The following is an 11,966-nucleotide window of genomic DNA, read 5'->3' on the forward strand; positions in this document are numbered from 1 at the left end:
AGGAGAGTATTGCAGCAACTGCGCCGACCGGGGTCAATCCGTGTTGATTTTTTGAATGATAAAATAAGTTTTCGTTGTTAGCCAGTGCAAGGGAGGAGGGAATACGATATTTGGTGATAATTATCACAAAAAATACCCGTTTAATTTGCGATACGAATTAATTTTTCACACACTTTGCCGGTAAGTGATAAAACCGACCTTGTTACACAATAAAAAAGTGGCTTTGAAATGAGCCTCATCGGGGTCTCATAGGGGGAATAAGATGAATATTTTAGGTTTCTTTCAGCGACTGGGTAGGGCGTTGCAGCTCCCTATCGCAGTGCTGCCGGTCGCGGCATTGCTGCTGCGTTTCGGGCAACCAGACCTGTTAAATGTACCCTTCATCGCGCAAGCGGGTGGGGCGATCTTCGATAATCTGGCGCTGATCTTCGCAATTGGTGTGGCATCAAGCTGGTCCAAGGATAACGCCGGTTCTGCGGCGCTGGCCGGTGCGGTAGGGTATTTCGTGATGACCAAAGCGATGGTCACCATCAACCCGGAAATCAATATGGGCGTGCTGGCCGGTATCATTACCGGTCTGGTGGCAGGGGCGGTATACAACCGCTGGGCCGGCATCAAGCTGCCGGACTTCCTGAGCTTCTTCGGCGGCAAACGCTTCGTGCCGATCGCCACCGGCTTCTTCTGTCTGATCCTCGCGGCGATCTTCGGCTACGTCTGGCCGCCGGTGCAGCACGCTATCCACTCTGGCGGCGAATGGATCGTCTCCGCAGGGGCGCTGGGTTCCGGTATCTTTGGTTTCATCAACCGTCTGCTGATCCCAACCGGTCTGCATCAGGTGCTGAACACTATCGCCTGGTTCCAGATTGGTGAGTTCACTAACGCCGCTGGCGCTGTGTTCCACGGCGACATCAACCGCTTCTACGCCGGCGACGGCACCGCGGGGATGTTCATGTCCGGCTTCTTCCCAATCATGATGTTTGGTCTGCCGGGTGCGGCGCTGGCGATGTATCTGGCGGCGCCGAAAGCGCGTCGTCCGATGGTAGGCGGTATGCTGCTGTCCGTGGCCATCACCGCGTTCCTGACCGGGGTAACCGAGCCGCTGGAATTCCTGTTCATGTTCCTGGCTCCGCTGCTGTACCTCCTGCATGCGGTGCTGACCGGTATCAGCCTGTTCATCGCAACGGCGCTCGGGATCCATGCGGGCTTCTCCTTCTCCGCAGGTGCAATTGACTACGTGCTGATGTACAGCCTGCCGGCCGCCAGCAAAAACGTCTGGATGCTGCTGGTGATGGGCGTGGTGTTCTTCTTCGTCTACTTCCTGCTGTTCAGCGCGGTGATCCGCATGTTCAACCTGAAAACGCCGGGTCGTGAAGACAAAGCCGCTGACGTGGTAACGGAAGAAGCCAACAGCAACACTGAAGAGGGGCTGACCCAGCTGGCGACCAGCTATATCGCCGCGGTGGGCGGAACGGACAACCTGAAAGCCATTGACGCCTGTATTACCCGTCTGCGTCTGACCGTGGGCGATTCGGCGAAGGTGAACGACGCCGCCTGTAAACGTCTCGGCGCGTCCGGGGTGGTGAAACTGAATAAGCAAACCATTCAGGTTATCGTCGGTGCGAAAGCAGAGTCTATCGGCGATGAGATGAAAAAAGTGGTTACCCGCGGCCCGGTAGCGGCAGCGGCAGCCGCACCGGCTGGCAACGTCGCCACCGCAGCGCCCGCGGCTAAACCGCAGGCGGTAGCGAACGCGAAGACCGTTGAGTCGCTGGTTTCGCCGATTACCGGTGACGTGGTGGCCCTCGAGCAGGTGCCGGACGAAGCCTTCGCCAGCAAAGCCGTCGGCGACGGGATCGCGGTGAAACCGACCAGCAACATCGTGGTGGCCCCGGCCGCCGGTACCGTGGTGAAAATTTTCAACACTAACCACGCGTTCTGCCTCGAAACCAACAACGGTGCGGAAATCGTCGTTCACATGGGTATCGACACCGTGGCGCTGGAAGGCAAGGGCTTCAAACGTCTGGTTGAAGAGGGCACGGACGTGAAGGCGGGTGAGCCGATTCTGGAAATGGATCTGGACTTCCTCAACGCCAACGCGTGCTCAATGATCAGTCCGGTCGTCTGCAGCAACAGCGATGACTACAGCGCGCTGGTGATACTGGCGAGCGGTAAGGTCGTTGCTGGCCAGACGCCGCTGTATGAGATTAAAGGCAAGTAAGGCTCCTGAGTCGAGTTTTTGCCTCAGCGGCGAAGGGAAACCTTCGCCGCTTTTTTTTCCAGCAATCGGCCCCATAATCCTCTTCTGATACCTATTTTACGTAACTAATAGTTGTCACTACGCCCTGCTTGTAAGATCATGTGCCGTTATACGTTGTTTACGCTTTGAGGAACCCGTGATGAGTGAGGCAGAAGCCCGCCCGACTAACTTTATCCGTCAGATTATTGATGAAGATCTGGCTACCGGTAAACATACCACCGTTCACACTCGCTTCCCGCCGGAGCCGAACGGTTATCTGCACATTGGCCATGCAAAATCCATCTGCCTGAACTTCGGCATCGCCCAGGATTATCAGGGCCAATGCAACCTGCGTTTCGATGACACCAACCCGGTGAAAGAAGATATCGAATACGTTGAGTCGATTAAAAACGACGTGCAGTGGTTAGGTTTCCACTGGTCCGGGGACGTATGCTACTCGTCTGATTATTTCGATCAGCTGCATCAGTATGCGGTTGAGCTGATCAACAAAGGTCTGGCCTATGTTGATGAACTCTCTCCTGATGAAATTCGCGAATACCGCGGCACCCTGAAAGCGCCGGGTAAAAACAGCCCGTATCGCGACCGCAGCGTGGAAGAGAACCTGGCGCTGTTTGAAAAAATGCGCAGCGGCGGCTTCGAAGAAGGCAAAGCCTGCCTGCGCGCGAAGATCGATATGGCGTCGCCGTTTATCGTGATGCGCGATCCGGTGCTGTACCGCATTAAGTTCGCTGAGCATCATCAGACTGGCAACAAGTGGTGCATCTACCCGATGTACGACTTCACCCACTGCATCAGCGATGCGCTGGAAGGCATTACCCACTCGCTGTGTACCCTGGAGTTCCAGGACAACCGCCGCCTGTACGATTGGGTGCTGGACAACATCAGCATCCCGGTGCATCCGCGTCAGTACGAATTCTCGCGCCTGAATCTCGAATACACCGTGATGTCCAAGCGTAAGCTGAACCAGCTGGTGACTGAGAAGCACGTGGAAGGCTGGGACGACCCGCGTATGCCGACCATCTCCGGTCTGCGTCGTCGCGGCTACACCGCCGAATCCATCCGTGAGTTCTGCAAGCGCATCGGCGTGACCAAGCAGGACAATACCATCGAGATGGCGTCGCTGGAGTCCTGCATTCGTGAAGATCTGAACGAAAACGCCCCGCGCGCGATGGCGGTGATCGAACCGGTGAAACTGGTTATCGAGAACTATCCGCAGGGCGAAAGCGAAATGGTGGTGATGCCGAACCATCCGAACAAGCCGGAAATGGGCAGTCGTGAAGTGCCGTTCAGCGCCGAAATCTGGATCGATCGCGCGGACTTCCGCGAAGAAGCCAACAAACAGTACAAGCGTCTGGTGCTGGGTAAAGAAGTGCGTCTGCGCAACGCCTACGTCATCAAAGCGGAACGCGTGGAGAAAGATGCCGAAGGCAATATTACCACCATCTTCTGCACCTACGATGCCGACACCCTGAGCAAAGACCCGGCCGACGGCCGCAAGGTCAAAGGCGTGATCCATTGGGTAAGCGCGGCGCATGCGCTGCCGGTAGAGATCCGTCTCTACGATCGTCTGTTCAGCGTGCCAAACCCGGGCGCGGCGGACGATTTCCTCGCAGTGATCAACCCGGAATCGCTGGTGATCAAACAGGGGTACGCGGAGCCGAGCCTGGCGCAGGCCGAAGCCGGTAAAGCTTACCAGTTTGAGCGTGAAGGCTATTTTTGCCTCGACAGCCGCTATGCAACCGCAACCAATCTGGTGTTCAACCGCACCGTCGGGCTGCGTGATACCTGGGCGAAAGCGGGCGAATAACATTTCTTTTCTGTCAAAGCGTCGCTCCCAGCGGCGCTTTTTTTGTTTCAGAATCAGCTAATTAAACTTTTCATTTTCGCGATGCGAATTAATTCTGTTTCTGCGCGGTAATAAATAGCGCTTCTGATGTTTCCTGTCACATACAAAAAACCAATGTAATCGCTTTCAATGATTGCGTTTTTCCCTGATTTTGCAATGACTTCCATAACAAAATCATCAGAGATAAGACTGTAACAAAACGACATAAAATATGTGCGCTTTGTCATAATCTTAAGCTTTGCCTCACGAAAAACATTGATAATTCGCGTCACGAAAAATAGTCTATCTATAGTGGTTTCGCGGTCTTTTTTACCGCCCCACATTTTGCAGTTTTATTTATTTTTTAGCGATTGACCGCTGGTCTTCGCCTTTTAAAACGTCAAAGAGGATATGCACATGCGTACGTTTAGTGGCAAACGTAGTACGCTGGCGCTGGCTATTGCCGCCGTCACCGCGATGTCGGGCTGGGTTGTTGCTCCACAGGCCAGCGCAGCAGGCTTTATCGATGATTCAACCTTAACCGGCGGTATCTATTACTGGCAGCGTGAGCGTGACCGTAAAGATGTGACCGACGGCGACAAATACAAAACCAACCTTTCCCACTCCACCTGGAACGCCAACCTGGACTTCCAGTCCGGCTATGCCGCCGATATGTTTGGCCTTGATATTGCCGCGTTTACCGCGATTGAAATGGCGGAGAACGGCGATAGCGGCCACCCGAACGAAATTGCCTTCTCGTCACGTAACAAAGCCTATGACGAAGACTATTCCGGCGATAAGAGCGGCATCAGCCTGTATAAAGCCGCAGCGAAATTCAAATATGGTCCGGCGTGGGCACGTGCGGGCTATATCCAGCCAACCGGCCAGACTCTGCTGGCCCCGCACTGGAGTTTTATGCCAGGTACCTATCAGGGGGCGGAGGCCGGGGCTAACTTCGACTATGGCACGGCGGGCGCGTTAAGTTTCTCCTATATGTGGACGAACGAGTATAAAGCGCCATGGCATATCGAGATGGACGATTTCTATCAGAACGATAAGAAGACCAAAGTCGATTATCTCCACTCCGTCGGCGCTAAATATGATTTCAAAAATGACCTGGTGCTGGAGGCGGCATTTGGTCAGGCTCAGGGCTATATCGATCAGTACTTTGCTAAAGCCAGCTACAAGTTTGACGTCGCCGGCGCGCCGCTGAGCACCAGCTACCAGTTCTACGGCACCCGCGATAAGGTCAGCAACGGCGGGGTCAACGACATCTATGATGGCACCGCATGGCTGCAGGCGTTAACCTTTGGTTATAAGGTGGCGGATGTCCTGGATCTGCGTCTCGAGGGAACCTGGGTGAAGGCTGATGGCCAGCAGGGCTACTTCCTGCAGCGTATGACCCCGACCTACGCCTCTTCCAATGGTCGTCTCGATATCTGGTGGGATAACCGCTCCGACTTTAACGCCAATGGCGAAAAAGCGGTCTTCTTTGGCGCGATGTATGACATGAAAAACTGGGATATGCCGGGCTGGGCGTTCGGCGCGTCTTATGTCTACGCCTGGGATGCGAAGCCGGGAAGAATGTCCTCTCCGGATGCGTACTATGACCCTGACTATCGCCTGAAAGAGTCGGCCTATAGCCTGGATGCAATGTATACCGTACAGGAAGGGCGGGCGAAGGGCACCCTGTTCAAACTGCACTTTACCCAATACGACAACCATTCCGATATTCCGAGCTGGAGCGGCGGCTACGGCAACATCTTCCAGGATGAGCGCGACGTGAAGTTCATGGTTATCGCCCCGTTCACTATTTTCTGATGCCTGCGCGGCGGGCGTGAGCCTGCCGCACCTCTGGGAGAACGACAATGAAAAAAATGCTGCTTATTGCCATGATGGCAGCGGGCCTGGTGGCCTGCACCACGTCGCCGGCGCCGAAAGAAGACACCAAACTGAAAGATGCCTATAGCGCCTGTATTAATACGGCGGAAGGGAATCCGGACAAGATTGAAGCCTGCCAGAGCGTACTGAATGTGCTGAAAAAGGATAAACAGCACCAGCAGTTCGCCAACCAGGAGAGCGTTCGCGTCCTGGATTACCAACAGTGTATTCAGGCCACCCGCACCGGCAACGATCAGGCGGTGAAAGCGCGCTGCGATCAGATCTGGAAGGAGATCCGCAGCAATAATACGACCCATTAAATCAGACGACAGCGGCAAACGGGCGGGGCATATCTCCGCCCGTTTGTTTTTTTGCGCTGACTCTCCGCCGGCTGATAGCCGCGGCTCAGCCGCACGAACAACAGGACGGTGGCGACGAACCCGCATAGCGCGGCGCACATTAGCCACCAGCCCGGCGTGCTTTTATCGCCGGTGAGCTCGACCAGGGCTGTGGAAATAGCTGGCGTCAGTCCGCCGAAGATCGTGGTGGCAAGGCTGAAGGCCAGCGAAAAGCCCACGGTGCGGACGTATACCGGCATCACTTCGGTAAGCGCCGCGACCATCGCGCCGTTATACATGTCAAAGAAGAACGAGAACCATACCAGGACCAGCGTCATACGGGTGAAATCGGGCGCGACGGTGAGCCAGTGCATCACCGGCCAGGTGGTGAGCAGGGCCAGCACGGTAATGCCCATCAGCACCGGACGACGACCGATCCGATCAGAGATCGCCCCGCTGGCGAAGTTCCATATCAACTCTCCGGACAAAGCGGGGATGAGGAAAGTCACCCCAGGGGCGTGTGCGGGAAGGGCGCCAGAGGCGCCCATAAAAAAGCCAACCGGCAGGTTGGCTTTTCAGTCTCAGCGAAACGGGGAATTATTTTTCCACCGCGTCGTGGGCGTGTTCGTCCTCGCGGCAATCCCCTTCCGCACAGTGACCGTACAGATATAAACTGTGGTTGGTCAGGCGGATGCCGTGGCGGGAGGCAATTTCACGCTGGCGTAATTCGATCGAGTCGTCGCTGAATTCGATCACTTTGCCGCAGTCGAGGCAGATCAGGTGATCGTGGTGATGCTGCTGGGTCAGTTCGAAAACGGATTTTCCGCCTTCGAAATTATGACGAGTCACGATGCCGGCGTCATCAAACTGGTTGAGGACGCGGTAAACGGTCGCCAGACCGATCTCTTCGCCCATGTCGATCAGGCGTTTATATAAGTCTTCCGCACTGACATGATGGTTATCCGGTTCCTGCAGCACTTCAAGGATTTTTAGTCGAGGAAGTGTGACTTTCAGGCCAGCCTTCTTTAATGCGGTATTGTTGTCAGTCATGCGGAATCTGTCCTGTTGCTAAACGATCTACTTCCTTCAACGGAAGTCATACAGAAATTAACCCGACGTAATGCGTCTCATTATAGAACTGCCACTGGTAAATGAAAACTGCAAGCATCAGGCCTGGTTTGCTGTCAAAAACGAGGCACCAGCTACAAACTGCGTCACGTGCCTCGTAGAATCAGAGGACATTGTACAGATATGTGATTAAAAGTTAAAAACTTGTAGCTATTAGTTTGATTGCTTTTGTCTATTAATGCGGCGCAACTCAATGATTGCGCCGCTTAATCATCAGGCGTTTTTGATTTCTTCGAGGTGCAGCTCTTCGGCAACCTGCTTCACCCATTTCTCAACGCGCTCGTTGGTCAGCTCCGGCTGGCGGTCTTCATCGATGGCGAGGCCGACGAAGTGGTCGTCATCCGCCAGGCCTTTGGAAGCCTCAAAATGATACCCCGCCGTTGGCCAGTGACCGACGATGGTCGCGCCGCGCGGCTCAATGATGTCGCGGATGGTGCCCAGCGCGTCGCAGAAGTATTCTGCGTAATCTTCCTGGTCGCCGCAGCCGAACAGCGCCACCAGTTTGCCATTGAAGTCGATCTCTTCCAGCGTCGGGAAGAAGTCATCCCAGTCACACTGCGCTTCACCGTAGTACCAGGTCGGGATACCGAGCAGCAGGATGTCGTGGGCTTCCAGGTCTTCTTTGCTGCTTTTGGCAATGTCGTGAACATCAGCAACATCTTTACCAAGCTGCTTTTGAATCATTTTTGCAATATTTTCGGTGTTGCCGGTGTCGCTGCCAAAAAAGATGCCGATGATTGCCATGAGTAAAATAACCTCTTGAAACTTAAATGATGTGGTAGGGACGCAATGCCCATAGATAACGGCAATCATAGCAGAACAGGCAAGGGCGCGGAAACAGCAATCACGCCCGACTGCACACTCTGCTACATGAATGCGGGTTTTTCGCGGAAAGTTAGACTTTTCCCTGGCTGCGCAGGGCGGTTAACTGGGTCATCAGCATCTCTTCAATGAGATCGCTGCGGCTCATATTACGCGCTTCCGCCAGCTCGTTGAGCGCATCGACCGCATCGGCGTTGAGTTTTAACTCCACGCGCTTCAGCCCGCGAACCCTATCGCGTTTCAGCTGGTTACGTTTGTTGATGCGCAGTTGTTCATCGCGCGACAGCGGATTGGTTTTCGGTCTTCCCGGGCGACGCTCGTTTGCGAACAAATCTAATGTCGTACGGTCCGTTTGTTCTTTTGCCATGATTCTGAGTGACTTCGGGGAAACAAGCTGCCGGGCTCTAGCCGGCGCAGATAGCGCGCCATCATACATCAGGCGAACGGCTGCGCCAACGACCGCGGGCATTCTGCGGCGCGGTCGGGCATATTTTAGCCAATCAGGCGGCGATGCTCGTCAGATAGCGGCGGATGGCGCGTAACACCGCCTCGGGTTTCTCGGCATGGACCCAGTGTCCGGCGCCGGCGATGACGTGGGCCCGGGCCTGCGGGAACTGGGCCAGCAGCGCGTCGCGGTAGGCGTCGGTCACATAGGGCGAGTTGCCGCCGGGAATAAACTGCGTCGGGTGCGGCCAGGCCGGGATGGTTTCCCAGCCGACGATATGCGGATACTGGTCCCACAGCACCGGCACGTTGAAGCGCCAGTCGCCGTCGACGAATGATTTCAGCAGGAACTGAATCACGCCTTCTTCCTGCAGGTGCTCGCGCATCACCTGCGCCGCCTGCTGGCGGGTGCTGGCGGCGGATTCGCTGACGGCGCGGATAGCGGCGAAGATCTCATCATGGCGGCGAACGTGATAATCCACCGGCGCGATATCGATCGCCACCAGACCGCTGATGCGTTCAGGCGCCAGGGCGGTAAGCGCCATTACCGCTTTCCCGCCCATCGAATGGCCGATAAAGGTGGCGCGCTCGATCTGGTGCGCGTCGAGCGTATCAAGCAGATCCTGCGCCATGGCGGGGTAGGTCATCTCTGGCGACCGCGGCGACAAACCGTGGTTGCGCATATCGACCTGCACAATATCATGGTCGGCGATCAGGTCGCGGGCGAGGATGCCCAGGTTGTCCAGGCTGCCAAACAGACCGTGGACCAGCACGATCGGGGAGTGGTTGTGCGGATTCTGTGCAGATTGCGCTCGGCTATTTAATTTCATGGCAAAGTTCTTTTTTTCGCTCCGTCGGGTTAGGGTATTATGTTGGACATTCTGCCATCCGGCTGCAAGACCCAGAAGTTTTCTGAGTTTTACCGCCATCCTGGTTTGACGCTATCCGCGGTTGGGATTTGTACTTATAATCCCAACGATTTGTATTCAGAAAAGATATCGCACTGGATTAAGATGAAAACAATTGAAGTTGATGATGAACTCTATCGCTATATTGCCAGCCACACTCTGCATATCGGCGAGAGCGCATCCGACATTTTACGGCGTATGCTAAAATTTTCCGCCGTTTCCCAACCGGCTACACCGGTCAGCAAAGCCGCGCCGACGCTGGCGCCAGCGCCTGTCGCTGAGGTGAAACCCGCTAACCCGGTGAAAGATAAAGTCCGCGCCATGCGCGAGATGCTGTTATCTGATGAATACGCCGAGCAGAAGCGCGCGGTGAACCGTTTTATGCTGGTGTTGACGACCCTCTATTCCCTGGACAGTAAAGCATTTGCCGAGGCCACCGAGTCTCTGCACGGCCGCACGCGCGTTTACTTCGCGGAAGATGCGCGTACGCTGCTGAAAAGCGGTAATCAGACCAAACCGAAACAGGTTCCTGGTACACCGTGGTGGGTGATCACCAATACCAATACCGGCCGTAAATGCAGCATGATTGAGCACATCATGCAGTCGATGCAGTTCCCTGCGGAGCTGATTGAAAAGGTTTGCGGCACGATCTAGCTTTTTAACATTTGCACCAGAAGGATCAGGCAATGGCAATCGATAAACGTGCGGGGCAGCCTGCGCAACAGAGTGATTTGATTAACGTCGCCCAACTGACTGCTCAGTACTACGTGCTGAAGCCTGAAGTCGGTAATGCGGAGCATGCGGTAAAATTCGGCACCTCTGGCCATCGCGGCAGCGCGGCGCGCCACAACTTCAACGAACCGCATATCCTGGCCATCGCCCAGGCCATTGCGGAAGATCGTGCGAAAAACGGGATCACCGGTCCGTGCTATGTCGGCAAAGATACCCACGCCCTCTCCGAGCCGGCGTTTATTTCGGTGCTGGAAGTGTTAACCGCCAACGGCGTCGACGTGATCGTGCAGGAAAACAACGGCTTCACCCCGACGCCGGCGGTCTCCAACGCGATTCTGGTGCATAACAAAAAAGGCGGTCCGCTGGCGGACGGCATTGTGATCACCCCGTCACACAACCCGCCGGAAGATGGTGGTATCAAGTACAATCCGCCAAACGGCGGCCCGGCTGATACCAACGTCACCAAAGTGGTGGAAAACCGCGCCAACGAACTGCTGGCCGCGGGCCTGCAGGGCGTGAAACGCATTTCTCTGGACGCGGCGCTGGCTTCTGGCCACGTTAAAGAACAGGATCTGGTGCAGCCGTTCATCGAAGGGCTGGCGGATATCGTCGATATGGCCGCAATCCAGAAAGCCGGCCTGACGCTGGGCGTCGATCCGCTGGGCGGGTCCGGTATCGAATACTGGAAACGCATTGGCGAGCACTACAAGCTCAATCTGACCATTGTTAACGATCAGGTGGATCAGACCTTCCGCTTTATGCACCTCGATAAAGACGGCGCCATCCGCATGGATTGCTCCTCAGAGTGTGCGATGGCCGGCCTGCTGGCGCTGCGCGATAAGTTCGATCTGGCGTTTGCTAACGACCCGGATTACGACCGCCACGGGATTGTGACCCCGGCGGGGTTGATGAACCCGAACCACTACCTGGCGGTAGCGATCAACTACCTGTTCCAGCATCGTCCGCAGTGGGGCAAAGAGGTGGCGGTGGGTAAAACGCTGGTCTCCTCCGCGATGATTGACCGCGTGGTGAACGATCTGGGCCGCAAGCTGGTGGAAGTGCCGGTGGGCTTTAAGTGGTTTGTCGACGGCCTGTTCGATGGCAGCTTCGGCTTCGGCGGCGAAGAGAGCGCCGGGGCCTCCTTCCTGCGCTTCGACGGCACGCCGTGGTCCACCGATAAAGACGGCATCATCATGTGCCTGCTGGCGGCGGAAATCACCGCGGTGACCGGGAAAAACCCGCAGGAGCATTACAACGAACTGGCGGAACGCTTCGGTGCGCCGAGCTATAACCGTCTGCAGGCTTCCGCGACCTCCGCGCAGAAAGCGGCGCTGTCCAAGCTCTCTCCGGAAATGGTCAGCGCTGACACCCTGGCGGGGGATCCGATCACTGCCCGTCTGACCGCGGCACCGGGCAACGGGGCGGCGATTGGCGGCCTCAAGGTGATGACCGACAACGGCTGGTTCGCGGCGCGTCCGTCAGGCACCGAAGACGCCTACAAGATCTACTGCGAAAGCTTCCTCGGCGAAGAGCATCGCAAGCTGATTGAAAAAGAAGCGGTAGAGATTGTCAGCGAAGTGCTGAAGAACGCTTGACGACGCACTACCATCAGGCCCCTTGCGGGCCTGATT

Annotated in this window: 12 protein-coding genes; 6 read left to right on the forward strand and 6 right to left on the reverse strand. The window is 55.9% G+C overall.

The genetic code is table 11. The features are described from left to right. Positions 1-262: 262 nt before the first annotated feature. Positions 263-2,218 (forward strand): PTS N-acetyl glucosamine transporter subunit IIABC, encoded by a 1,956-nt coding sequence (gene nagE / locus HMPREF1024_RS17850; protein ID WP_009308187.1) that lies wholly within the window; start codon positions 263-265, stop codon positions 2,216-2,218. A 178-nt stretch (positions 2,219-2,396) separates the two neighbouring features. Beyond that, entirely contained in the window at positions 2,397-4,064 is a 1,668-nt protein-coding gene (gene glnS, locus HMPREF1024_RS17845) for a glutamine--tRNA ligase (RefSeq protein WP_009308188.1), read from the forward strand. Between the two features lie 53 nt (positions 4,065-4,117). Here glnS and HMPREF1024_RS17840 read toward each other — a convergent pair whose 3' ends face one another. Beyond that, the gene (locus HMPREF1024_RS17840; protein WP_002894756.1) at positions 4,118-4,426 is read right to left on the reverse strand and encodes a methionine synthase; all 309 of its coding nucleotides are present in this window, start codon (positions 4,424-4,426) and stop codon (positions 4,118-4,120) included. Positions 4,427-4,499: 73 nt separating this feature from the next. On the opposite strand from HMPREF1024_RS17840, the gene chiP reads away from it, so the two are divergent. Beyond that, positions 4,500-5,903, forward strand: a complete 1,404-nt coding sequence (gene chiP / locus HMPREF1024_RS17835) for a chitoporin (protein WP_004152230.1) — start codon at positions 4,500-4,502, stop codon at positions 5,901-5,903. A 47-nt stretch (positions 5,904-5,950) separates the two neighbouring features. Further along, a complete protein-coding gene (gene chiQ / locus HMPREF1024_RS17830) occupies positions 5,951-6,283 on the forward strand; it encodes a ChiQ/YbfN family lipoprotein (RefSeq protein ID WP_002894759.1) in 333 nt (110 codons plus the stop codon). Here the strand turns inward: chiQ and HMPREF1024_RS17825 are convergent. The 5 genes from HMPREF1024_RS17825 to ybfF all read right to left on the reverse strand — a co-directional run bounded on the left by HMPREF1024_RS17825 (position 6,280) and on the right by ybfF (position 9,525). After that, the gene (locus HMPREF1024_RS17825) at positions 6,280-6,777 is read right to left on the reverse strand and encodes an MFS transporter (RefSeq protein WP_169300759.1); all 498 of its coding nucleotides are present in this window, start codon (positions 6,775-6,777) and stop codon (positions 6,280-6,282) included. The genes chiQ and HMPREF1024_RS17825 overlap by 4 nt on opposite strands. Before the next feature lie 121 nt (positions 6,778-6,898). Then, the gene (gene fur / locus HMPREF1024_RS17820; protein WP_002894761.1) at positions 6,899-7,351 is read right to left on the reverse strand and encodes a ferric iron uptake transcriptional regulator; all 453 of its coding nucleotides are present in this window, start codon (positions 7,349-7,351) and stop codon (positions 6,899-6,901) included. Between the two features lie 291 nt (positions 7,352-7,642). After that, positions 7,643-8,173: a flavodoxin FldA gene (gene fldA, locus HMPREF1024_RS17815; RefSeq protein ID WP_002894765.1), complete on the reverse strand. Its 531-nt coding sequence runs from the start codon at positions 8,171-8,173 to the stop codon at positions 7,643-7,645. 151 nt (positions 8,174-8,324) lie between these two features. Next, complete coding sequence (ybfE, locus tag HMPREF1024_RS17810; protein ID WP_009308190.1) at positions 8,325-8,618, reverse strand: LexA regulated protein; 294 nt, start codon at positions 8,616-8,618, stop codon at positions 8,325-8,327. A gap of 133 nt (positions 8,619-8,751) precedes the next feature. Next, complete coding sequence (gene ybfF, locus HMPREF1024_RS17805) at positions 8,752-9,525, reverse strand: esterase (protein ID WP_004152229.1); 774 nt, start codon at positions 9,523-9,525, stop codon at positions 8,752-8,754. 183 nt (positions 9,526-9,708) lie between these two features. On the opposite strand from ybfF, the gene seqA reads away from it, so the two are divergent. Together seqA and pgm are read left to right on the forward strand one after the other, a co-directional pair. Further along, on the forward strand, positions 9,709-10,257 hold the full coding sequence (gene seqA / locus HMPREF1024_RS0126095) for a replication initiation negative regulator SeqA (RefSeq protein ID WP_002894771.1): 549 nt from the start codon (positions 9,709-9,711) through the stop codon (positions 10,255-10,257). A gap of 32 nt (positions 10,258-10,289) precedes the next feature. Further along, positions 10,290-11,930, forward strand: coding sequence for a phosphoglucomutase (alpha-D-glucose-1,6-bisphosphate-dependent) (gene pgm, locus HMPREF1024_RS17800; RefSeq protein ID WP_002894773.1), 1,641 nt, complete (start codon positions 10,290-10,292; stop codon positions 11,928-11,930). Positions 11,931-11,966: the final 36 nt, after the last annotated feature.

It is taken from the genome of Klebsiella sp. 4_1_44FAA, from assembly GCF_000238715.1.
Taxonomy (GTDB): domain Bacteria; phylum Pseudomonadota; class Gammaproteobacteria; order Enterobacterales; family Enterobacteriaceae; genus Klebsiella; species Klebsiella pneumoniae.